Source organism: Zestomonas ipomoeae, from assembly GCF_057128665.1.
Genome location: NZ_JBSKHQ010000004.1, coordinates 84,560 through 108,320, shown reverse-complemented (window position 1 = coordinate 108,320; position 23,761 = coordinate 84,560). Strand labels below are relative to the sequence as shown.

16 protein-coding genes are annotated in these 23,761 nt (G+C 63.9%); 10 read left to right on the top strand and 6 right to left on the bottom strand.

Translation table 11 applies throughout. The features are described 5' to 3' along the window. Window positions 1–3: 3 nt before the first annotated feature. Window positions 4–1,839, top strand: a complete 1,836-nt coding sequence (gene glmS / locus ACWKV7_RS07555) for a glutamine--fructose-6-phosphate transaminase (isomerizing) (RefSeq protein ID WP_483857048.1) — start codon at window positions 4–6, stop codon at window positions 1,837–1,839. 194 nt (window positions 1,840–2,033) lie between these two features. Here the strand turns inward: glmS and ACWKV7_RS07550 are convergent, their stop codons facing one another. Then, on the bottom strand, window positions 2,034–3,818 hold the full coding sequence (locus tag ACWKV7_RS07550) for an HAD family acid phosphatase (protein WP_483857047.1): 1,785 nt from the start codon (window positions 3,816–3,818) through the stop codon (window positions 2,034–2,036). Between the two features lie 357 nt (window positions 3,819–4,175). On the opposite strand from ACWKV7_RS07550, the gene ACWKV7_RS07545 reads away from it, so the two are divergent. The 7 genes from ACWKV7_RS07545 (at window position 4,176) to ACWKV7_RS07515 (ending at window position 13,676) form a co-directional block, all read left to right on the top strand. Further along, window positions 4,176–6,128: a type VI secretion system Vgr family protein gene (locus ACWKV7_RS07545; protein ID WP_483857046.1), complete on the top strand. Its 1,953-nt coding sequence runs from the start codon at window positions 4,176–4,178 to the stop codon at window positions 6,126–6,128. Window positions 6,129–6,162: 34 nt separating this feature from the next. Further along, a complete protein-coding gene (locus ACWKV7_RS07540) occupies window positions 6,163–6,612 on the top strand; it encodes a DcrB-related protein (protein ID WP_483857045.1) in 450 nt (149 codons plus the stop codon). A 45-nt stretch (window positions 6,613–6,657) separates the two neighbouring features. Beyond that, window positions 6,658–10,878: an RHS repeat-associated core domain-containing protein gene (locus tag ACWKV7_RS07535; protein WP_483857044.1), complete on the top strand. Its 4,221-nt coding sequence runs from the start codon at window positions 6,658–6,660 to the stop codon at window positions 10,876–10,878. 4 nt (window positions 10,879–10,882) lie between these two features. Further along, the gene (locus tag ACWKV7_RS07530) at window positions 10,883–11,428 is read left to right on the top strand and encodes an imm11 family protein (protein ID WP_483857043.1); all 546 of its coding nucleotides are present in this window, start codon (window positions 10,883–10,885) and stop codon (window positions 11,426–11,428) included. Beyond that, window positions 11,418–12,095 (top strand): DUF1963 domain-containing protein, encoded by a 678-nt coding sequence (locus ACWKV7_RS07525; protein WP_483857042.1) that lies wholly within the window; start codon window positions 11,418–11,420, stop codon window positions 12,093–12,095. Before ACWKV7_RS07530 ends, ACWKV7_RS07525 begins: the two co-directional genes overlap by 11 nt. Before the next feature lie 221 nt (window positions 12,096–12,316). Then, window positions 12,317–12,451 carry a hypothetical protein gene (locus ACWKV7_RS07520; protein WP_483857041.1) on the top strand — a complete coding sequence of 45 codons (135 nt, stop codon included), beginning with the start codon at window positions 12,317–12,319 and terminating at the stop codon, window positions 12,449–12,451. Window positions 12,452–12,806: 355 nt separating this feature from the next. Continuing rightward, on the top strand, window positions 12,807–13,676 hold the full coding sequence (locus ACWKV7_RS07515) for an RHS domain-containing protein (protein ID WP_483857040.1): 870 nt from the start codon (window positions 12,807–12,809) through the stop codon (window positions 13,674–13,676). A gap of 194 nt (window positions 13,677–13,870) precedes the next feature. Here ACWKV7_RS07515 and tssA read toward each other — a convergent pair whose 3' ends face one another. The 5 genes from tssA to ACWKV7_RS07490 form a co-directional block, all read right to left on the bottom strand. Then, window positions 13,871–14,944: a type VI secretion system protein TssA gene (tssA, locus tag ACWKV7_RS07510; protein ID WP_483857039.1), complete on the bottom strand. Its 1,074-nt coding sequence runs from the start codon at window positions 14,942–14,944 to the stop codon at window positions 13,871–13,873. 15 nt (window positions 14,945–14,959) lie between these two features. Next, complete coding sequence (locus ACWKV7_RS07505; protein WP_483857038.1) at window positions 14,960–18,826, bottom strand: type VI secretion system protein; 3,867 nt, start codon at window positions 18,824–18,826, stop codon at window positions 14,960–14,962. After that, complete coding sequence (locus ACWKV7_RS07500; RefSeq protein ID WP_483857037.1) at window positions 18,823–19,587, bottom strand: DotU family type IV/VI secretion system protein; 765 nt, start codon at window positions 19,585–19,587, stop codon at window positions 18,823–18,825. The genes ACWKV7_RS07505 and ACWKV7_RS07500 overlap by 4 nt, the downstream gene beginning before the upstream one ends. A gap of 9 nt (window positions 19,588–19,596) precedes the next feature. Further along, the gene (tssK, locus tag ACWKV7_RS07495; RefSeq protein ID WP_483857036.1) at window positions 19,597–20,922 is read right to left on the bottom strand and encodes a type VI secretion system baseplate subunit TssK; all 1,326 of its coding nucleotides are present in this window, start codon (window positions 20,920–20,922) and stop codon (window positions 19,597–19,599) included. Between the two features lie 69 nt (window positions 20,923–20,991). After that, window positions 20,992–21,462 (bottom strand): type VI secretion protein, encoded by a 471-nt coding sequence (locus ACWKV7_RS07490; RefSeq protein WP_483857035.1) that lies wholly within the window; start codon window positions 21,460–21,462, stop codon window positions 20,992–20,994. A gap of 184 nt (window positions 21,463–21,646) precedes the next feature. On the opposite strand from ACWKV7_RS07490, the gene tssB reads away from it, so the two are divergent. Together tssB and tssC are read left to right on the top strand one after the other, a co-directional pair. Then, a complete protein-coding gene (tssB, locus tag ACWKV7_RS07485; RefSeq protein ID WP_483857034.1) occupies window positions 21,647–22,195 on the top strand; it encodes a type VI secretion system contractile sheath small subunit in 549 nt (182 codons plus the stop codon). Window positions 22,196–22,226: 31 nt separating this feature from the next. Next, window positions 22,227–23,708: a type VI secretion system contractile sheath large subunit gene (gene tssC, locus ACWKV7_RS07480; protein WP_483857033.1), complete on the top strand. Its 1,482-nt coding sequence runs from the start codon at window positions 22,227–22,229 to the stop codon at window positions 23,706–23,708. Window positions 23,709–23,761: the final 53 nt, after the last annotated feature.

Below are 23,761 nucleotides of genomic sequence, written 5' to 3'. Positions count from 1 at the left end.
ATCATGTGTGGCATCGTTGGCGCCGTCGCCGAGCGCAATATCACCGCCATCCTGCTGGAGGGCCTCAAGCGTCTGGAATACCGCGGCTATGACAGCGCCGGCGTTGCGCTGCTGGGAGACGATGGACGCCTGGAACGCTGCCGTCGCTCGGGCAAGGTCGCCGAGCTGGAGCAGGCCCTTGCCGACCAGCCGCTACCGGGACGCCTGGGCATCGCCCACACCCGCTGGGCCACCCACGGTGCCCCCTGCGAACGCAACGCCCACCCGCACTTTTCCGGCAGCGAGCTGGCGGTGGTGCACAACGGCATCATCGAGAACCACGAACCGCTGCGCGAACAGCTCAAGGGCTTGGGTTATGTCTTCGAGTCGGACACCGACACCGAGGTCATCGTCCACCTGCTCGATAACAAGCTGAAGGAAAGCGGCGACCTGGCCACCGCGCTCAAGGCCGCCGTTCGGGAACTGCATGGCGCCTATGGCCTGGCGGTGATCTCCAGCCGTCAGCCGGACCGCCTGCTCGCCGCTCGCAGCGGCAGCCCGCTGGTGATCGGCCTGGGCCTGGGCGAGAACTTCCTTGCCTCCGACCAGTTGGCGCTGCGCCAGGTCACCGACCGCTTCCTCTACCTGGAAGAGGGCGATATCGCTGAGATCCAGCGCGACCAGGTGCGTATCTGGGACGTCCTGGGCGAGGAGGTCCAGCGCGAAGCGGTGCAGTACCACGAGGGCGCCGAAGCGGCCGACAAGGGCGAGTACCGCCACTTCATGCTCAAGGAAATCCACGAGCAACCCAAGGTCGTGCAGCGCACCCTGGAAGGTCGCCTGGGCGGCGACCATGTGCTGGTCCAGGCATTCGGCCCCCAGGCCGCCGAGCTGTTCGCCAAGGTGCGCAACGTGCAGATCGTCGCCTGCGGCACCAGCTACCACGCCGGCATGGTCGCCCGGTACTGGCTGGAGGAAGTCGCCGGCATTCCCTGCCAGGTCGAGGTGGCCAGCGAGTTCCGCTACCGCAAGGTGGTAGTGCAGTCGGACAGCCTGTTCGTCACCATTTCCCAGTCCGGCGAAACCGCCGACACCTTGGCTGCGTTGCGCAATGCGAAAGCGCTGGGTTACCTGGCCAGCCTGGCGATCTGCAACGTCGGCACCAGTTCGCTGGTACGCGAGTCCGACCTCACCCTGTTGACCCAGGCCGGCCCGGAGATCGGTGTGGCCTCGACCAAGGCCTTTACCACCCAGCTGGTCGGCCTGCTGCTGCTGACCCTGGCCCTCGGCCAGGTACGTGGCACCTTGGGCAAGGGCACGGAGGCGGAACTGGTGGAAGAACTGCGCCGCCTGCCGACCCGCCTGGGCGAGGCGCTGGCGATGGATGCCACCATCGAGAAGGTCGCCGAGCACTTCGCCGAGAAGCACCACACCCTGTTCCTCGGTCGCGGCGCCCAGTATCCGGTGGCGATGGAAGGGGCGCTCAAGCTCAAGGAAATTTCCTATATCCACGCCGAGGCCTACCCGGCCGGCGAACTCAAGCACGGCCCACTGGCCCTGGTCGACGCGAGCATGCCGGTGGTGACCGTGGCGCCCAATAACGAGCTGGTGGAAAAACTCAAATCCAACCTGCAGGAAGTGCGTGCCCGTGGCGGCGAGCTGATCGTCTTCGCCGACCGCGAAGCCGGCATCGGCAACGGCGAGGGCACCCTGGTGGTGGCCATGCCGCACATCCACGACCTGCTGGCGCCGATCCTCTACACCCTGCCGTTGCAGCTGCTGTCCTATCATGTAGCGGTGTTCAAGGGCACCGACGTCGACCAGCCGCGCAACCTCGCCAAGTCGGTTACGGTGGAGTGACGGCGAGCAAGGACTGGTTTTAAGTAAGTCTCCGCAGCGGGGGAGCCGGCCTGGCCACCCCCGCTGCTAAGGGTTTTTCAACCTTCAGGCGGTGCGCTCCCGGGTTTGCAGAACGAACCGGGCGCTTTCACCCGCCCGGTCGGCCGTCAGAGCCGCTTCACCCCATCACCCGCTGGGCGCGATACGCCCAACCGTCAATTGGCGCCTCCCGACAGGATGACACCCGTCGGGCAGTGGTCCGACAAGACATGCCGGGCAACGTCGCCATCCTCGTAGGGTTGCCGGAAGAATTCCACCTGCTGGGAGCGGGCTGCCAGGGACTGGCTGAGCAGCACCGCATCGATATAGGCGTCGTGCTTGTCCCGGTTGCTGCAGGGGATGTAGTCGGCGCCTTCGGTGGATCGGAACAGCACGGCACCCGTCGGCTGGTTGTCGCTCAGGGCATTGACCAGGTTGAGCGGCGCGGCTTCGTCCGGCCCGGCGGCATGCCGGGCGTCCTTTTCGAGAATGCGATTGAAGTCGCCCAGGATCGCGAAACGCTGGCCTTGCTCGACCCGCTCGTCGACCCAGCGTTCGAGCACCGGCACCTGCCGACGCAGCCCCTGGCAAGCGCCGTTGGTGTTGTCCAGGCGTTGCGCGAAGCAGCCGCTCTTCAAGTGCACGGACAACAGCTGAATCTCTTCATCGGTCCCGGGAAACAGTGTGACATCGGCGCCCGCACGAACACTGCCATCCACATCCAGCGCCGATAGCTCGCGATTGCACCGATAGGGAATGCCCTTGCGAATCGCGAATCCGGTCTTCTGGGGATGCCTGCGACTGACGAAGCAATCGGCCACATAGCCAGGGCCGAACACCCTGCCCGCTGCCTCTGGGCCGTCAACCTCCTGCAGCGCGACGACATCCGCATCAAGTCGAGTTGCGTAGCGGGAGAGCGCCGCCAGATCATCATCCGCGTGACGAGGCGGAGGCAGGCGACCTGGGCTGCACGGGAAGGCTCGCTGGTCGCTCCTGGGTTGTGTCGGCATGCAGGCGGGCTTGAGCGCGTCATAGGTGTCCGGCGTCATGAGCCACTCCAGATTCCAGGTGGCGAGCTTCAGCGAAGGGCGCGCCGCACCCGGCGACCGAGTGGAATCGGCCGGCAATTCAGCGACCACCAGGCTGGCGTACTTGTCCTCCAGCGCGGCGGGAAGACTGCGCTCCCACGAGCCGTAGACGGGATTGGGTAGCAAGAACCAGCGTGTACCGAAGTGGTCCGCCCAGTGCTGGAACGTCGGCGCGGACACGCCGCTGCGTTCAGCGGCCACGACGTCCGGCGGCAGGAAGTCCGTCAGGTCGTCGCCCAGCAGCATGACGATTCGATGCGTCTGGGCAATCGAGCGGCGCCGGCTCGACTTGTCACTCGTCCATTCCGCGCGCTCGTTCTTCAGCAAGAAGGCGCTCGGGTTATCCGCACCCGGGAAACCCAGCTTCGCCATGTTGGCCATGGTTTGCTGCTTTGCCGGGCAACTGTCCGGTGCCACACAGCTCCGGTTGCTGACATAGAAGATCGCGACGCCCTGCCGCGCTGCCGCGCGGGTGAATGCGAGCGCTCCGGGGACCGCTCCGGCCTGCATATGCGCCATCCAGTCGGCCCAGGCGTTTTCGTCAAAGGGCGAGCCCGTGGCGAGCTGCCAGCCACTGAACGCCGAGTTGTCCAGAACGGTTTCGTCGATATCCAGGATGACCGCCGGCGGCAGCCGTTCGCGATTCGCGGCGCCCTGTTGTTCCAGCGCGGCGGTTTCCGTGCCGGCAACCGCCTCCGGCAACTTCTCCGTGGCCAGCTGGTAGGTGGTGCCGGCGGCGATGCGGTACTCGAGGGCCTTCTGGACCCACAGCACGCTGTTGAGCATCTGGCGCTGAGCGATGGGCACGTCAGCCAGAGCGGAAGAGGTCAAGACCGCGAGGGTCAGTGCGAGGGGAAATCCGTTTCGTTTCATTGCCCAACTCCATCTCCATTGGCGGGGTGCCCGGAGGGTATAGCCGTCTGAGTGCGCGCTTTCAATCGCGCCGCGTATATGACCCGCTCAGCGCTCGAATTGCTCAACCTCGAATGGGCTTGACCGTCCGGAGCGTATGCCTCGATTCCGCGCGGATCGCCACCCTTTCCCTTGCGCTTCCCCACCGCCGCACCAAAGGCTGGCGCTATGCCTTCATGTGAAGCGTTTCTCAGTAACAAATTGTTTCAATTTGATGGTGCGCAGCTCCGGCGCGGGCTGCGTGCGCGGTGCGCAAATAGTTGCGCAAACGGAATGGTTTAGGTTCCGCCGATACAGTTTCATCAAGAGGAACAGTGGATGTTCAAGCCGGCCGATATGCCCCAGTTCACCCTGTCCATCGAAGGGCTCGTCCATGATTTGCAGGTGCTGGCCTTTTCCGGCGAAGAAGCGATCAGCACGCCCTATGCCTTCCACATCGAATGCGTGAGCGAGCGTGACGACCTGGAGCTGGAGAGCCTGCTGAACCGGCCGACCTTCTTGCGTTTCGGCATCGGCGGTGAAGGCGTCCATGGCGTCATCCACCAAGCATCCCAGGGCGAATCCGGCAAGCGCCTGACCCGCTATCACCTGACCCTGGTGCCGCGGCTGCATCACCTGGCGTATCGCATCAACCACCGCATTTTCCAGCATCTGACCGTCCCCCAGATCGTCGCCCAAATACTGGAGGAGCACGGCATCCTCGCCGGCGACTATCGCTTCCAACTCGGCCCTACGGTCTATCCGGAGCGCGTGTACAGCGTGCAGTACGGGGAGTCCGACCTGCACTACATCCAGCGGCTATGCGAGGAAGAGGGCATCTCGTATTTCTTCAATCATCAGCCGGACCGCCATGTGCTGATATTCGGTGACGATCAGGCTGCGTTCACCAAGCTGGACCAGCCCACCGCCTATGTGCAGGACACGGGTCTGGTGGCCGACGAACCCGTCATCAAGCGCTTCGGCAAGCGCGTTGCCACCCGCATTAGTCACACTGCCCATCGCGATTACAACTTCGAGAAACCGTCGGTGCAGATGGTCGCCAATACCGCCACGGAGGGTTCGCCCTTACTGGAGCGCTACGAATACCCCGGGCGCTTCGCCGACAACGGCCGCGGCAAGCACCTGTCCAAGCGCATCCTGGAGCGCGACCGCGCCGATCAGGCCATCGTCGAAGGCGAGGGTGACCAGCCCACGCTGCGCAGCGGCCACTTCCTGACGTTGTCGGACCACCCCAAGGCGGAGTGGAATGACCTCTGGCTGCTGGTAAGTATCCAGCACGAGGGGCGCCAGCCGCAGGTGCTCGAGGAGTCCATCACCAGCCAGACCGAGGCCGCCGATGGCTTCCAGCAGGGGTATCGCAATCGCTTCACCGCCACGCCGTGGGACGTGCCCTATCGGCCACCCGTGCGCCACCCCAAGCCCAGGGTCTTGGCGACCCAGACCGCCGTGGTAACCGGTCCGCCGGGCGAGGAAATCCACTGCGACGAATACGGCCGGGTGAAGATCCAGCTGTTCTGGGATCGCCGGGACCTCAACAACGACCAGAGCAGTTGCTGGGTCCGGGTGGCGTCGAACTGGGCGAGCGAACGCTATGGGGCCGTCACCATTCCGCGCGTCGGCATGGAGGTCGTGGTCCAGTTTCTCGAGGGCGATCCCGACCAGCCGATCATCACCGGCTGCCTGCACCACGCCAAGAACCTGGTGCCCTACGACCTGCCGGCGAACAAGACGCGCACCGTCTTCAAGACCCGCAGCAGCCCCGGCGGCGGCGGCTTCAACGAGTTGCGCATCGAGGACCGCGCCGGCCAGGAACAGATCTTCATCCACGCGCAACGCGACCAGGACAGCGTGGTGGAGAACAACGAGAGCCATTTCGTCGGGGTCAACCGACTCCACAATATCGGCCAGGACGAGACCGTCATCATCGGGCAGAACCGCATCCGCGTGGTGAAGGTGGACGACACCCTGCTGGCCGGTGGCGCCAAGCAGGACAGCATCAGCACCGTCTACCTCGTCGAGGCCGGCGAGCAGATACGCCTGGTCTGCGGCCAGAGCGTGCTGGAAATGCATGCCAATGGCGTGATCAACCTCTACGGCACCCAGTTCAACTTCTCCGTGGAAGGCGACGGCCAGATCAACACCGGCGGCAAGCTCGACCTCAACATGCCCGGCGGCGCCGCGGCGACCGCACCAGGCCCGCACGGCGTCAAGGGCACCATCGACGCGAACGTGGAGGCCGTCTTCGCCAACCCACCGCCGCCAGCCACCTAACCGGAAGATCCACGCTCTAGGAAACGCACCCTCCATGGATTACCTACTGCACGAGGGCCGGCTCACATTGCCGGCCGGCTTCCAGGACCGCAGCGTCAACATGTTCATTCCCGGCAACGTCGTGCCGGCACCGTTCAGCCTGACCATCGCCCGTGACACGACCCTGCCGGGCGAGGCCCTGCCCGACTACGTCGATCGCCAGGTCGGGCTGATCGCCGCCAAGCTGCGCAAGTACAAGCGGCAAAGCACGCGCGATGCCCAGCTCGGCGCGCAGTCGCCGATCACCGGCCTGCAGGTCGATGCGCACTACCAGAGCGACGGTCGCACCATCTACCAACGGCAGTCCGTGTTTCCCATCGCGGCTGATCGGGTCCTGGTGTTCTCCGGCACCTGCCAGAACCCCTTCGACGACGTTCTCAACCAGCTATGGGCAGATGTGCTGGCCAGCTTCCAGGCGCATCCTCCGGCAGTAACCAACCCGTAAGGACACCCCGGTCGCCGAGCGGCCGGCACACAGGGAGGCGTTCGCATGTTCGAAGCGGCGCGATTGAACGACGAACTCGCCCATACCAGCGCCTTGGCGGGCTTCCTGATGGGCGCGGCGCTGGGTTTGGCGCTGGTGGTCGCGGTGGCCTTCGCCACGGCCACCTGCGGCCTGGGTGTCGCACTGCTGGCGGGGCTGGCGGCCGGGATCGGAGGTATGGCATTGACCTCCCTCGGCGAAGGCATAGGGCGAATGATCAGTTCGCCCGCTGGCGGAATCCTGACCGGCTCGCCGGATGTCTTCATCAACGGCCTCAACGCGGCTCAGGTCGAGGGCAGTACCGGGCTGTGCGACAAGCATCCGAACCCGCCACCCCTGGTGGCCGAAGGCTCGGCCAAGGTCTTCTACAACGGCCTGGCCGCCGCGCGCAAAGGCGACAAGCTGACCTGCGGCGGCGTCATCGACAGCGGGTCGGAAAACACCTTCGTCGGCGCCGAGAGCGTGCAGTACCTGGAGATCCAGGACGAAGTGCCAGAATGGCTGCGCACCACGGTGGACATCCTTATGGCGCTGGCCGGCTCGGCGGCAGGCATCGCGAAGATGGCGCTGATGGCCGGCAAGGTCGGCTTCAAGGCGGTCCTGCCCTGTGCGCTGAAGTTTGCCGCCGGCTTTGCGGCGGGGGAAGTCGCCGGCCGCTACATCATCGGCCCGGCGATTGGCCGCGCTATCGGCGGCCTGTTCGGCAACCCGGTCGATGCAGTGAGCGGACGCAAGCTGCTGCTGGAGGAAAACGAAACCGACTTCACCCTGCCGGGACTGATGCCGATCGTCTGGTCGCGCTTCTACGCCAGCAACCTGACTCACGAAGGCCTGCTCGGCCGCGGCTGGGTGCTGCCCTGGGAGCAGAGCCTGCGCCTGGATGGCGAGCAACTGCTGCTGCGCGACAACCAGGGCAGAGAGCTGCCTCTGCCGACACTGAACCCAGGCGAGCGCCTGTACCTGACCGATCAGCAATTCTTCCTTGTCTGTACCGAGGGCGGCCACTACCTGCTGCAGACCCTCGATAACCACTTCTTCTACTTCGGCGAGCCACTGCCTAATGGCGAGCCCGCGCCACTACGGCGCATCGAAAACGCGCTGGGGCATTTCCTCAACTTCAGCTACGACCGCGAGCAGCGACTCAGCGACATCTGTGCCACCGGCGGTCTGCGCTTGCACCTGTGCTACGAGCGCGGTGACGACCGCCTGACGCGCGTTGAGCGGGTCGTCGACAACCGCCCGGTGGAAACCCTGGTGCATTACCAGTACGACGCCCATGGCCAACTGGCACAGGTCACCGACCGCAACGGCGAGCGCACCCGTCGCTTCGTCTACGATCAGGGCCTGATGGTCGCCCACGAAAATGCCCTCGGGCTGGTCTGCCAGTACCAATGGATCAAATGTTCCGACGGGACCCGGCGGGTGGAAGAGCACTGGACTAGCGACGGCGAACGCTATCGCTTCCACTACGACCTCGATCACCGCGAGACGACGATTACCGATGCCCTCGGCCGGACCGCGAGGATTTATTACAACGAACAGCACCGCGTGATCGCCAGCCAGGATTTCGGTGGCGAGCACTATCTCATCGAACTGGACGATGCCGGCAACATGACCGGCCTTACCCTGCCAGGCGGCAGCATCCTCACGTTGGCCTACGACGACTTCTCCCGCCTGATCGAGGAAACCGATCCGCTAGGCCGCAGCACGCGCTATGAGTACCACCTCGATACCAGTCTGGTCAGCGCCATCGAGCGCCCGGACGGCAGCCGCGAGCAATGGACTTACGACCGCAGCGGCAACCTGCTGGAAAGCATCGACCCGCTGGGCCACCTGACCCGCTACCTGAATACCGACGATGGCCTGCCCTACACACGCCATGATCCATTGGGCAACAGCACCCATCTGCAGTGGAACGCCTTCGGCCAACTGGAGCAGTATCAGGACTGCTCGGGGCAACGCACCCGCTATGAGTATGACGAGCGCCTGCACCTGACCGGCATCACCGATGCGCTGGGCCAGACCACCCGCCTGACACGCCGGGCCAGTGGCGAAATCCTACGGGTTGATCATCCCGACGGCACTCAGGATCGCTACACCTGCAACGCCCTGGGCCAAGTAGTCAGCCACACCAATGCCGATGGCCATACCACCTACCTGGAGCGCAACCTGCGCGGCCTGCCCAAGCGCCGCAAGGATGCCCGAGGCCAGCAGGTGCAGTACCACTACGATGAGGCCCAGCGCCTGACTCAACTGGTCAACGAAAACCAAGCCGCCTACCGCTTCAGCTACGACGCGAGCGACCGCCTGCAGGAGGAAATTCGTGTCGATGGTCTGCGTCGCCGTTACCGCTACAGTGCCAGCGGCACCCTGGCCGAGTTGGAGGAGATCGCCGAACAAGGTGTGGATTCCTTAAGTCGCCTGCAGCTGTTCGAGCACGATGCCGGCGGCCGCTTGCTCAGCCGCATCACCCCGGATGCCCGTCTGGACTACCACTACGACGACGCGGACCGCATCACGGCCATCGAGCGCTTGCCGAGCGAGGCCGGCAAGGCCCTGGGCATCCAGCCCGACCAACTGGCGTTCACCTACGACGCCAATGGCCGGCTGACCGAGGAGCGCAGTGCGCGAGGCACGCTTGGCTATCAGTACGACGCGCTGGGTAGTCTCACCAGCCTGGCCCTACCTGATGGCCGCCAACTTAACCATCTGCACTACGGCAGCGGCCACCTGCACCAGATCAACCTGGACGGCCTGCTGATCAGCGACTTCGAGCGCGACGCCCTGCACCGGGAAACCCTGCGCACCCAGGGCGCGCTGACCAGCCGCTTCGGCTATGACAGCAAGGGCCGCAAGTTCTGGCAATCGACGATACGGCTGCCACATGAAGAACTCAGCCAGCTTCGCGAGCAGGGCGACCGCCTGCTCGGACTGCCGGAACACCCGGCCACCGTGCTGCACCGGCGCTACCAGTACAGTCCCGGCGGTGAACTCAAGCGTGTAGCGGACAAATACCGGGGTGTGACCGACTACGGCTACGACGCCAGCGGGCAATTGCGTAGCCGCGAACCGGACCATCCCCAGCTGCAGCCTGAAAACTTCAGCTACGACGCCGCCGGCAACCTGTGCGGGACCGGTGCCTGGCAGTTCGAGTCGCTACCCAGCAACCGCCTGGTGGCCTGGCGCGACCTGCGCTTTAGCTACGACGCCTGGGGCAACCTCAGCGAGAAGAGCAACGGCAGCGGCGCCTACCAGCGCTTCCACTACGACAGCGAGAACCGCCTGATCCGCGCCGAAACCTGGCACGGCACGCAATTGCACAGCGAGGCGCACTACCGCTACGACAGCCTAGGCCGGCGTATCGGCAAGACCGTCAGCCAGAACGGCCAGGACCAGAGCACCGACTTCCTCTGGCAGGGCCTGCGTCTGCTCCAGGAACAGGCACCGAGTCTGCACAGCCTCTACGTCTACGAGCCCGGCAGCTACGCCCCACTGGCGCGTATCGATACCGATCCCGAGCTGCCCGAACGCCCAGCCAAGCGCTACTACTTCCACACCGACCAGATCGGCACCCCGCAGGAGCTGACCGACGCCGACGGCCAAGTGGTCTGGCGAGCGTTCTACAAGGCCTGGGGTAGTCTTGAGGCACTGTCGCCGAACCTGATCGAACAGAACCTGCGCTTTCAGGGTCAGTACCACGACCGCGAAACGGGGCTGCATTACAACACCTTTCGGTACTACGATCCGGTGGTGGGGCGGTTTACTACTCAAGACCCGATTGGGTTGCTGGGCGGAGCCAACCTGTACCAGTACGCGCCGAATGCGTTGGGGTGGGTTGATCCGTGGGGACTCTGCTCACAGGCTCTCAGCAGAAATATGGTCAAGAGCGGCACAGCGCGCCCAGCCAATACAGCTGCACACCATATCGTTGGTGATACGTCGAAAAGGGCAAAAATTGCCAGAGACATCTTAGCAAAGCATGGGATTCATGTGGACGATGCTGTTAACGGTGTGTTTTTGCCGAATAGAAACAATATTGATGACACTGTGAAGGGTATTTTGCACAATGGGAAACACCCGAATGCATATTTTGACTCTGTCAACGACTTGATTCAGGCTGCCGACAAGGCTGGCGGGAAAAAGGCCGTCCTGAAGACTATTGACAGAATAAGGGACAAATTACTTAATTCCCCAAGAGACGGTGCTTGGAGTGATTTATTTGGATAAGCATATGAAACAGTACTTTTTGCCTCTGCAAGGAGACGATTACAAAGGGCTCGTCGAAGAAGAAGGGGGTATTTCGATTTGGAGCACATTTGAAGACTCCGATCCGGTTGGCTTTGTTGAGGATCACGGAGGCGAATTTCGAATTGAATACAACTCAGAAGACGCCCGGTTGCCGGTGGGTGCAGATATGGACGTTGCTTTCTCTCCAATCATAGTATTTAGCAATGCGCTGATGGAAAAAGCGTCATGCCTGATTGGGTGTGAGCATTTAAAGAAGCTTAGCTTGCGTTTGCCAGTCCCTGATCTGGCGGCGTACTACTTGGATCTGGTGATACATGATGCTCTAGACAAAGAAAATTCAGACTACGATGAGTATGATGAAGGCTATGTGGTTTTTAAACATGTACTGCATAGGGAGGCGATAGGAGATCTTGATATTTTTAGATTGAGTGAGTCTCCAAGCAAGGTTTTTGTGTCATCGTCATTTGTAGATTTATACAAGGCTGGCGGATTTAAAGGAGTTGCCTTCAGGAAGGTTGATGTTGGTTGATTTTCCGTTCTGTGGCCCTGCGGGAGCTACTAGGGAGGAAATCATGATGGCAACGAAGAGAATTGTTCCGGCATCTGATCAATCTATCGCTCATCCTGCAATTTATTTTGGAGGAGATGAGGCGAGGCTAAATGAATGGCCAAAAAATCCAGACGGAGATTGCTTGACGTTGCTTTTTAGCATTGATTGTCAAGCCCTTCAGAGGGAAATGAAGAGGGGCGATTTACCCTTCAGCGGCTTTATTCATGTCTTTTCAACGTACAATAGGCAGGACTACTTCTTGGATTATATCACCTACTCAGGCGATTCCGAGGAGTTAAAGCTAATCAGTAGCGGCTATACTTCGGTAGTTTATAGTGATGCTGAACAATCCATAAAAAGCCCTGTAGAGAGCATGCCGCGGCTTAATATGGAACTCTTGGACTATGAGATCGGGGAGGGCGAATTTTCTGTAGCTTCGCTTTTCTCTGAGGTAATCCCCAATGGGGTGCTCGCTGCTAGTTCGCTGAGCGAAGACTACAATTTTGTCTGCCAAATATATTCTTCTGACTTCCCCCAGCCATTCCAAGATGCTCTATATTTAACTGATGCGCTTGGTTTTCTTTTTATAAGAAAACCGCAGAGCAAAAGTGGTCAGTTTGGTTTGTTCTTTGTTCAAACAGCGTAGTGTAAACTTCTGGTGCTACGCTGCATGCTGCAAAAACTGCGTGCAATAGTGACATTTGTCAACTAAACGAACAGGGCCTCAATTAAATGCAATGCCCTCACTGCTCCGCCAAGATCAGCCTCTTTTCCCCCGCTATCATGGGGCCATCCAAGCCTGGCGGGGCAAGGGCGTGCAAACAGTGCAACAACCTATTCGCCATCACACTGGATAAGAAGATCGCCTTGGCTGCTGCCGTCGCTACGGCGGTTGTTGGTTTCTTCGTACTGCGCCCGATTCCCACCGTCGGCCCGGCCCTCTGGGGCTTCGCTGCGGTACTGGTGACCTTTCTCGCGGCGGCGCGTTTGAAAAAGGCTTGAACTCATGGGACTGGTTTGAAGTGGGGTAGCAAAACCAAGTGTGGCCCCAATTACTCCAAGCATCTCTCGCTCAAGGAAAACTAGGGTTCTGATGTGACCTCGCGTCATCCCGTGCTCGATAAGTCAGATTCCGTCCGCGCTGTCGCCGGCCACTTCAACCTTTCGTGCCCGGAAACGGCCTGGCTCGGTTGGCAGGAGTTGCACCGTTTTAGTTGCGCGCAAGGGCATGTATTCGAGCGGACACCGAAATCGCTTGTTGGAGCCAAGGGCACTGATGTCTGTCCGGTCTGCATCGGTCAGGGGCATTTGGATCGCTTGCATGCTGCCGCCTGCAAGGCTCAGACCGAATGCCTAGATGATCAATGGCGTGGCGCCACGGCACGCTATGGTTTCCGCTGCCCGCAAGGCCACACCTGGCAGCGACGCCCGTCCGATTTTCACATTAACTCCAACTGTCCCGGCTGCGTTCGGCAGCAAGCAAGTCGGAAGAGGCTACGACGCCTGGGGCAACCTCAGCGAGAAGAGCAACGGCAGCGGCGCCTACCAGCGCTTCCACTACGACAGCGAGAACCGCCTGATCCGCGCCGAAACCTGGCACGGCACGCAATTGCACAGCGAGGCGCACTACCGCTACGACAGCCTAGGCCGGCGTATCGGCAAGACCGTCAGCCAGAACGGCCAGGACCAGAGCACCGACTTCCTCTGGCAGGGCCTGCGTCTGCTCCAGGAACAGGCACCGAGTCTGCACAGCCTCTACGTCTACGAGCCCGGCAGCTACGCCCCACTGGCGCGTATCGATACCGATCCCGAGCTGCCCGAACGCCCAGCCAAGCGCTACTACTTCCACACCGACCAGATCGGCACCCCGCAGGAGCTGACCGACGCCGACGGCCAAGTGGGCTGGCGGGCCTTCTACAAGGCCTGGCGTAGCCTGGAGGCCAGAACCTGCGCTTCCAAGGTCAGTACCACGACCGCGAAACGGGGCCGCGCTATCAAACAGCCTGCTTGCCATCACGCTGGACAAGAAGATCGCTGCCGTTGCTACGGCGGTGGTTGGCTTCTTCGTTCTCTGCCCTATCTCCGCTGTAGGACCTGCGCTCTGGGGTTTCACGGTATTGATGACCTTTCACGCTGCGGTGCGTTTGAAGGAGGTGGGTCCATTGAAGCGCGCGGACTCAACAATAGACATCTTCAGAAATATCACTGTCCCGGCCAGGCTGGGTAAAAAGTGGGGCGCCTGCCGCTACCGAAGCGGGAGGAACGCCGCGCCCAAGCGGTGCGGTAGATGCAGGTGCTTGTTCCACCGTTCGGGAGAAGCCCTATCCAGAAGCGCCGTGCAGCTGTTTTTTTGCCGCTAGGTTCCACGTGGAACCCATGGGCCCTGCCAGGAGAAGACCCACTACGGTGGGCTCTTTCGTTTCAGGGCTTCGGTAGCACGCCGAGTAGCGCCCAGAGTCGTCGCGCTTCGGCATCGGCGCTGATGAGTTCGGCAAGGAGGTCGCGCAGCGGTTTCTGCCCCCACTCGACGGCGCGGTTGATCAGGTAGGGAACCGGGCTATGGGGCTCGGTCTTGGCCAGGTAGTCCGCAATCAGGGCGAGTTGCCGGTAGGCTTCGTCGCGGCTGGCAGGCGCGCGGCCGACGGCGGTTGGTTGGGTAGGGCTCTCTTCCTCGGTGAAGAGAGCGGAGTCTTCGACGGCCGGCTGGGTCGGGGCGGCGGGGTGCATGGCGAGGAACTCCTGCATGAGCTTGGCCAACTGCTCGATGGTCTGGCGCAACGGCGTGAAGGACGGTGAGTCGAACGCCAGCTGCGCATCGCTCCAGGCTTCGAGCCGGGCCAGGGCGGCCAGGCTTTCCGTCAGCCAGGCGGCATTCTGGCGAAACTGCACGCCCGGCAACATGCGCAAGGTGTCGTTCAGCTGGCGCTGGGTGCTCTGCGCGGCCTCGCGCTCGGCCTTGGCGGCCTTGCTGTCGCCGCCGATCAGCAGCTTGCGTTGCACCTGCTGCCAGTCGGCGAAGCTGAACTTGGCGAATTCCTGGCCCACCTCGCCGAGCAGCGGAACGCGGGTCAGCAGGACTTCGGCATAGCGGCGGATCAGCCATTCCAGCGGGCTGGAGCGCCAGGACAGGTCACCGTCCTCCGGTTGCGGGTGCAGCTCATCGGAGAAGCGTTCGCAGAGGTTGGCCAGTAGCGTCAGTGCCGCCGCCAGCCCGGCGAAGCCATGACGGTGCAGCCAGGCTTCGCCGAGCCAGGCGGCCACCATCAGGTCCTTGCTCTTGTGGCTGAGAATGCCGCTGGCCATGCGTTCCACGGCGACCCAGTCGGCGCGTTTGACATCGGCCTGCCAGACGCCGGTGGGCAGGCTCTCATCGTCTTCCCGGCGGGCCTCGCGCAGGGCGTCGTACTCCGGCTGGTGGCGGATGTTGGTGCCGCAGGGCTGCGGGCCGGCGATCGGTTCCAGCAGGCCTGCGGCTTGAAGCGCGACGGCGTCCATTGTCGGGGCGAACTCCTACGGTGTGCCTGGCTGGTTGGCGGAGAACGAGGTGGGCCAGGGGGCCTCTGGTGAGACGGCCACGGTGGCCGGCGCAGTGCCGTTCGAGAACGGCGAGGTGGGCGCCTTCACCGGCAGCGGCGCGATGGCCAGCGGGGTCTTGCCGCTGGCGCTCATCAGCGCTACGCGCACGAACATCTGCGCGTGGTTCTCGCTGCTGTAGGGGGCGTACACCGGCAGGCGGAAGGCCAACGGCGTTTCACTGTAGTCGATGGTCGGCAGGCGCTCGAAGGCGACGTGGGCCCGCAACAGACGCAGCAGTGCCCAGGGGCCGTCGTATTCCCAGCCGGCTTCGTAGTCGAAGACTGCCAAGGCCGACTGCAGGGGATCGTCTGCCGGCTTCTGCGCGGCGTTCTTGGCCCAGCGCAGCAGCAGCTTGACCGGCTCGCCGAGTGTCCAGCGAATACGCGTGTTGTCTTCGCCGGGATAGCGGATCTGGTCGCTACCGGAGAGCAGCGTCCATTCGATCACCTGGTCGGCGCCCAGCTCCGCTTCGCGATCGGTTCGCCAGCGCACGGCGAGGTCGATGCCCTTGACGCCGTCCTGGTTGCGCTCGAACAGCGGGTCCAGCCAGACCCGCGCCTTTTGCAGGTTGTCGAGGAAATCGACAGCCGCCAGCGCATCCGGCGACAAGCTCTGCGCCAGCCCGGCCCTGGCCTGGGCGAGGTTTTCGTCGAGCAGTTTCAGGAACAGGCGCACGCGGTCGGGATCGGCATCCGGCGCGTTGAGGTTGAAGGCGAACGGGAAGCGCCCGGCCAGGTACTGGGAGAAGTAGGTGGACAGACGGTTCCAGGCGGCCGCCGCGGTCTGCTCCTGCAGATAGGCGCAGCGCTGCGCGGCAAGGCCGGCGACGTCACGGGCGCGTTGGGAGAACTCGTCCACGCCGTTGGGCAACTCGGCTTCGCTGAGCACCGTGCGGCAATTGCTCAGCTCCATGCCGTTGAGGGTATTGGCGAAACGTTCGAACAATGCCGGTGCGCTGGTGGGGTTCTTCTCGTTGTATTTCTTCAGCTCCGCGGCCATCGCCTGCCAGCGCCGCACTTGTTGGACATTGCCGGCGGCGAGGCTGGCGCGCTGGCTCTGCAGCCAATCCAGTGCCGGTGCGATGCGACTGGTCAGATCGGCGATCAGGTTGGTCTGGCCCGCCAGGTATTGCTGCATGTCCTGCGGATTGGCCGAGCGGTAGGCGCGCAGCCCGGCGTTCTGGCCGCCATCCCACCAGGAAAAGTCTCCATGCAGCGGCTGGTACAGGGCCAGAGTGCGCAATTCCGCGTCGGCGTTGTCGAGATCCTGCAGCGCGCGTCGGTCCAGTTCCTGCAGCAGCGCGTTGGCCATGTCGGCACGGCCGATGGACTGGAAGGCGGAGGCCACGTCGCGGGCATCCTGCGCCGGAACGTTGAAGGCGCGATTGCTGCCCGGCGCGGCACCGGAGGTGGCGTTGGGCGAGGTGAGCAGCCGCCACAGGGTGGTGGCCGTGCCCGATTGCGCAGCGGCGGTAAGGGCCGCGCGGTATTCGTAGGGCACCTTGGCCACCCCTTGCTCCAGGTATTGGCGGTAGCTGGAGAAATAGCGCAAGGCCGAGTCGAGGCTGGAGGCATCGACCCCCGGCATCGGTCCGAAGTGGAAGTCGATGCCTTCGCCGGAGAGCGCGGCGGCGGCGAAGTCCTGGCGTAGCAGCATGTCGATGGCGGTATCGAGCTTGCTCAGGCTGGGCTGGAACTCGATGCTGCCGCTGCTCTGCTGGCGCAGGATGCTGTTGTGCGGATCGTCCTCCACCAGCCACTGTTCGCGGAACACCTTCTGCAGCAGGCTGGCGTGGTCGAGCACCTGGTCGACCATCGCCGGGCCGATCAGGCTGCTTTGCCGAGCGCCGTCGAGCAGGGCGGTATAGCCCGGCGCCAGGTCGTCTCCGGAGCTGCGGCTCCAGGCGATGTTGGTGGCGTTTACCAGCCGGCGCAACTGGGCGATGTTCAGGCTCAGTTCCTCCAGATCGAGGATCGAATTGCGCTGACCGTTCTGCAGGTACTGCAGGTGGCGCCTGACCTGGCCGGCGGTGGCGCTGAAGCTCTCGTCGGCGAACAGGCGGTCGAGCCACAGACGCATCAGCAGCACGAACTGCTTGCCGGTTTCCTGGCGGATCTTGATCGGCTCCACCGGGCTGGCCAGTGCCTGGGGCACGTTGGCGAAGAACCAGTTGTAGCGATTGTGCAGCGGCAGGGCCTGGGCATTCAGTTCGAGGCCGAGCAGCTCGCCGGATAGCAAGGCGGCGTCGTCAAGCGGGGTCTTGCTGCCGGCCAGCATCTGGTTGAAGCGCGCGCTTTGCTGCTCCAGGGCCTGGGCCTTCTCCACCAGTTGCTGAGCGAGCACGTAGTTCGGCCAGTCTTCCGGCGAATCGTTGTCGCCGCTCCGGTGGCGCCGGTTGCTCGAGCGAATCGCGCCGAGGTCGCGCATGTCGCGTTGCAGCGCGGCCTGCAGCGGCTGATAGAGCTCGTGGCTGGCGATGTCGCGCAATTGCTGCTGGAGGCGGCTGTCCAGCGAGGAAAACAGCGAGCTGGGTAGCAGCACCGAGGCGAAACGCCAGCGCGGGGCATCGTTCAACAGCGTCCAGAAGCCGCTGATGCTTTTGCGCGCACCGGCGTCGCTGAGCAGGCCGGGCCGGTTGTCGGTATTCAGTTCGTGCAGCAGGCCGGCGAGGGTGTCGGCCTGCTGCTGCTCGGCCTGCCAGATCCAGATCATGCCGATCAGCCAGAACACGCCGATGACCGCCGCGCTGGCACCGGCGATGCGCTGCCAGCGCTGGCGCAGGTGCAGGATGCGCGGCACCGGCCGGGTCAGGCCCTGTTCGGCCAGCACCCGCTGGCGCAGCAGCCGCCCGACGAACATCGGCTGGCGCGGCAGCTCCTCAACCTCGGTGAGCGGATCGGCATCGATGCCCAGCACCGGCATCGCCGCGCAGAAGTAGATGCCGCGCAGCTGCGGCGCCTCGCCCAGGGCCGTGCCTTGGAACACCGGATCGCACAGAGCCTGGAGGTTGCTGCGGATGGTGTCGAACTGGCGCGGCAGCAGGTAGAGCGCGTCGTCGATCTTGCCGGAGAGCACGCCCAGCTCGGTAATCTCCTCGGAGAGCACGCGCACCAGCTGGTCCAGGGCGATTTCGCTCCACTCGGGATGCCAGGCGGTGCCCGGCGCGAACGGCGAGGACCAGCCGAACACCCGGTCGCGGGCGTCATCGGGCAGGGCGTCGGCCAGCTCCTTGATGCCCGGCACGGTTTCCAGCCCGGTGACCAGCAGGTAGACCGGCACGCTCAGGCCCAGGCGCTGAAGCATCTCGTTGAACTTGCGGCGCGCGGCAAGACCGGTCGCGCCGGCCTGGTCGGCGGCCCACAGCTGCTCGGCAGGCACGGTCCAGACCACCGCATCCAGCGGGCGGCCGGCGCGCATCATCAGCAGCATGCGCAGCAGGCGCCACCAGGCGGCGATCTGGACCAGCGCACCCTCGCGATGGTTGAACATGGCCCCGGGCACCGCCAGTACCGCGGCGTCGCTGTCGTACCACCAGCGGCCGAACCAGCCGGGCTTGCCGGAGGCGGACAACCGCCAACCCCGGCACAGCAGCTCGGTCTGCTGTTCGTCGCCGAGCAGCATCACCCAGGGGGTCTGGTAGCGGTCCTTGATGCCGAGGTCGCGCTCCATTTGCTGCACGGCCAGGTAGCAACTGCGCGCGGCGCCGTCGATACGCCTGCGCAGCCACCAGGCGAGCACACCGAGCAGGACCACCAGTAACAGTACGACGAACACCACGACGGCGATCTCCAGGCCGCTCATGGGTGCTGCTCCTGGGTCGGCTCGGTCTGGTAGAGGCCGCGCTCGACGCGCTGGGCGATATCGTGCCAGAACAGATGGCCGACACCGAGCATCAGCACCAGGCCGAGGCCGATGACCATGCTCAGGCGCAGGCCGTCGGGCAGCATGCGGCGCACCGGCAGTCGCATCGGCGGGATGCTGGCCGGCTGCTCGAGCATGGCGCCGACGCGTCGGTCGTCGGCGTCGCGCTGCCAGGCGAACGTGAACAGCGCGTGGCGCCATTTTTCGTGCAGGGCCTGGCCACGCGGGCCGCGCAGGCGGCCCTGGAACCCCAGGGTCAGGCATTGCAGATAGACGTTGGCCAGGTCGCGATTGGCCGGGTCGCTCTCACCCAGCAGCTTGTTGATGGCGCGCGGCACGCGTTCGCCAGCGGCGCGGCTGTTGAACAGGCGAAATTCCAGTGGCTGCTCCTGCCAGCGGGATTGCCCCGGCCAGGTGCCGAATACCAGGGTCTCGTCGAGCAGCGCGACGAAGGCATAGACCATGGCCTTGGCCTGGCCGCCGGGGGCGTCCCCGACCGCGGCGTAGGCATCGCGCCAGAGCCGGCGGGTCAGTCGGCTGGCCTCGACGGCAGCCCTTGCAGCGATCTGTTCGGCGCCTTCGGCACTGCCGGAGAGGCCGGACCAGATGTCGAGCCATTGCGCCCAGGCCTTGCCGAAGGCGGCGCTCAGCGGCGCTTCGTTCATCGAACCGAGGCGCAGGCGCGGCGGGTTATCGGACATGGCCCGGCCTCACTCGTCACCAGTGACGAACAGCACGATTTCCCAGGGCTCGATACCGGCGCCGCCGCCGGGTACCAGAATGCGCAGGCGCTGGCTGGGGTCGAACCACTCCGGGTCGCCCTGCAGGGCGAACAGACGGGTTTCCTCGCTGACGCTGTAGGCGATCTGTTCGCTGCGGCTCAAGGGTTGTTGCGGCATGCCGTGCATGCGTTGCCGGGCAAGGGTGGGGACCTGGGGCTGGGAAGCGATGATGGCGCTTTCCATCCACTGGCTGGCGGCACGCTCGCCGGCCCCGGCCGGCATGCGCAGGCCCACCACCAGGCGCTGCCAGGGCTCCTCGCGTGCCGGCAGGTCGATCCAGAAGCCGTGAGTGTCGCGGGAGAAGGCCAGGGTGCGGTAGCCGGCGCGGACCAGGTCGAGCGTGGCATTCAGCCAATCGAGCACTTCGGCGAAGCCGTCCAGTAGTTCATCGTAGGCCAGTGGCTTGAAGGCCGGCACGCCAGCCAGCGGGTTGAGGGTACACAGCGCGCCGGCCATACCATTGAGCAGGCGATGCAGGGTGGCCGGATCGACCACGCGGCTGCCGAGCGCGGCCTCGACCTCCGGCAGGCGCAACCAGAGGGCATTGAGCAGGCGACCGATTTCCTGGGCATCTTCGGGATTGCCGGCCTGTTGCGCCTGGCGCAGGCGCCCGGCGAGAAACATGCATTTCTCGCGGGTGCGGGCGCAGAGCGCGGCGACCTTGTGGCCCAGGGGCGACTCCGGCAGCACCCGCGGCGTAGGCGCCACGTAGGGGATACGCGCATAGCCGCCGCCCTGCTTGCCGAGGCGCAGCAGCGGCAGGCACACCGAGTCGGCCTTGTTGCTCTCGCACACCAGGTGCAGGTCCGGGCGCCAGACGTTGATGGGTTCGGGAAACTGGCCGCTGGCCAGGTCCGGTACGGGGTCGCCCTGCACCGAGAGGAAGCGGCCGCCGAGCGGGGCCAGCTGGCCGGCGCGATAGAGCGGAGCGACGGCGAGGTAGACGGTGGTCATGCCTTGCGGCGAGGCATCGATGGCCTCCACCACATCCAGTTCGAGCGCGCTGTGGCTGGCGGCGTCGAAGGCGACGGGCAGGCCGTCGGGCAGGATGGCATCGAGGGCGGTGATGCGCACCTTGCCAGTGCTCAGGGCCGCTTCGTCGACCTCCAGCAGGTCGATGCCCCAGAACCAGGGTTGCGCCGCCGATGCCTGCCGGGCAGCCAGGGTTTCCGCACGCAGGCCCTGTAGCTGGAAATGCTGGGGCAACAGGTGCATGCCTTCATGCCAACAGATCGCATCGGGTATGCCACTCATACAGCGCCCCACTCCTACGTCCATTTCGTCCTGCGAGGAACCTTCCCCGCCCGCGTGTCCGTGCGCTGCTCACTCTCGAGAGGCGTCGCCGAGCAACCGCATATTCTTGCTTTCGAAGCGCAGCCAGGCCGTCTTCTGCTGATCCAGGCGCAGTCTGTGCGTACCGGGATTGTTATAGCCGGCATATACCAAAAGTCCAACCGCGGGGTCGCCGGAGAAGGGCACCTCGCGCGACTCCATGAACTGGCCCGGGACCAGTTCCAGGCTCCACACGTCGATGGCCTTGAGGTAGTCGCGGCGGAACTGCTCGCGTTGCTCGAACCATTGCTTGGCCGGGATCGACAGCAGCAGCTTGAACAATTCCGGGTCCTGTACCGCGACGAAGTCCACTGCCAGCGGTGTGTCGGCGTTGGCGCGCGGTGCCACGTCGAGGGTGAGCGAACGCAGTTCGATGGAAGGGGTGGACGAGCAGGCGCCGAGCAGCATCAGGCAGACACAGCACATGACTTTGATCGAGAAAATGAAACGTCCTGGTTTCATGGGTACCTAAGGCCGGTTTGATTTGCATTTTTATAGACCTGTTCTAGCGTCTTTGGTAGTTCGCCGTCAGGACGAATGAAAGGATCGCTGCCGTCCGGTTCAGCTATGGACGAGAGGTCCGCAAGGAGCGCGATGACCAGGGAAACCGAACATTGCGCGGATGCTCAATGTTTGGAGAAGGAACATGGCTGAGAGTACCCAGCACAAGCTCGACCGAGTCCGTCCCCCCCGCGTGCAGATCACCTACGACGTCGAAATCGGCGACGCCATCGAGAAGAAGGAGCTGCCCCTGGTGGTCGGCATCCTCGCCGATCTGTCCGGAAAGCCCGAAAATCCCCTGCCGAAAATGGGCGAACGTCGTTTCGTCGAGATCGACCGCGACAACTTCAACGAGGTGCTTGCTTCCACCGCGCCACGGGTAGCCGTCCAAGTGGAAAACACCATCAGCGGCGACGGCAGCAAGCTCAACGTCGCACTCAATTTCGCCCATTTCGACGACTTCGATCCGGTCAATCTGGTCAAGCAGGTGACGCCGCTGCGGCGTCTGTTCGAGGCGCGCCAGCGTTTGCGCGACCTGCTCACCAAGCTCGACGGCAATGACGATCTGGACCAGTTGCTGCAGGAAGTGGTGGCCAACACCGAGGGTCTGCAGGAAATCAAGGCCGCCCGTCCCGACGCCGCCGCGGATGCGGGCGAGGCGCCTGCCGACCAGCCTGAAGAACCCCAAGCCTGATCGTCTGAACCAGTACACGGAGTAACTCGTCATGGCCGAAACAGAACCCGGCACTCAAGGCAGTGCACAACCTGCCACCCTGTCCCTGCTCGATCGCATCGTTGCCGAAGGCCGCATGGCCCACGACGACAGCCAGCAGGCCTACGCTCGCGACATGCTGGCCGAATTCGCCACCCAGGTCCTCGATGAAGGCATGGTCGTCGACAAAGACACCGTGGCCATGATCAACGATCGCATCAACCAGATCGACGAGATGATCAGCGGCCAGCTCAATGAAATCCTCCACCACCCGGACGTGAAGAAGCTCGAAGCCTCCTGGCGCGGCCTGCACTACCTGGTGATGAACACCGAGACCAGCACCCGGCTGAAACTGCGCCTGTTCAACGTGACCCAGAAGGAGTTGCTGAACGACCTGGAGAAAGCCGTCGAATTCGATCAGAGCGTGCTGTTCAAGAAAATCTACGAAGAGGAATACGGCACCTTCGGCGGGCATCCCTTCAGTGTGTTGATGGGCGACTACGAATTCGGCCGCCATCCGCAGGACATCGCCTTGCTGGAGAAACTCTCCAACGTCGCCGCCGCCGCCCACGCGCCGTTCATCGCCGCCGCCAGCCCGCGGCTGTTCGACATGAGCAGCTTCACCGAGCTGGCCGTGCCGCGCGACCTGGCCAAGGTCTTCGAGAGCCTGGAGCTGATCAAGTGGCGCTCGTTCCGTGCCAGCGAGGACTCGCGCTACGTATCCCTGGCCTTGCCGCACGTCCTGCTGCGCCTGCCCTATGGCCCGGAAACCCTGCCGGTGGAAGGCATGAACTTCATCGAGGACGTCGACGGCACCGACCACGGCAAGTACCTGTGGGGCAATGCCGCCTGGGCGCTGACCCAGCGCATCACCGACGCCTTCGCCAAGTACGGCTGGTGCGCGGCGATTCGTGGGGTGGAAGGCGGCGGTGCGGTGGAGGGGTTGCCGGCGCATACCTTCACCACCAGCTCAGGCGACCTGGCGCTCAAGTGCCCGACCGAGGTGGCGATCACCGACCGCCGCGAGAAGGAGCTCGACGGGCTTGGCTTCATTTCCCTCTGCCACAAGAAGAACAGCGATCTGGCGGTGTTCTTCGGCGGCCAGACCACCAACCTGGCGAAGACCTACAACACCGCCGAGGCCAACTCCAACGCGCGCATCTCGGCCATGTTGCCCTACGTACTGGCGGCTTCGCGTTTCGCCCACTATCTCAAGGTGATCATGCGCGACAAGATCGGCAGCTTCATGACCCGCGACAACGTGCAGACCTACCTGAACAACTGGATCGCCGACTACGTGCTGATCAACGACAACGCGCCCCAGGAGATCAAGGCGCAATACCCGCTGCGCGAAGCCCGGGTGGATGTCACCGAGGTGGCCGGCAAGCCCGGCGCCTATCGGGCGACGGTGTTCCTGCGGCCGCACTTCCAGCTCGAGGAACTGACCGCCTCCATCCGACTGGTGGCAAGCCTGCCGCCGCCGGCCGCGGCCTGAGGTCGCCCGCCGGCCCCCGGGCCGGCGGGTCTTCTTCGCCAACTTCTTCTTCT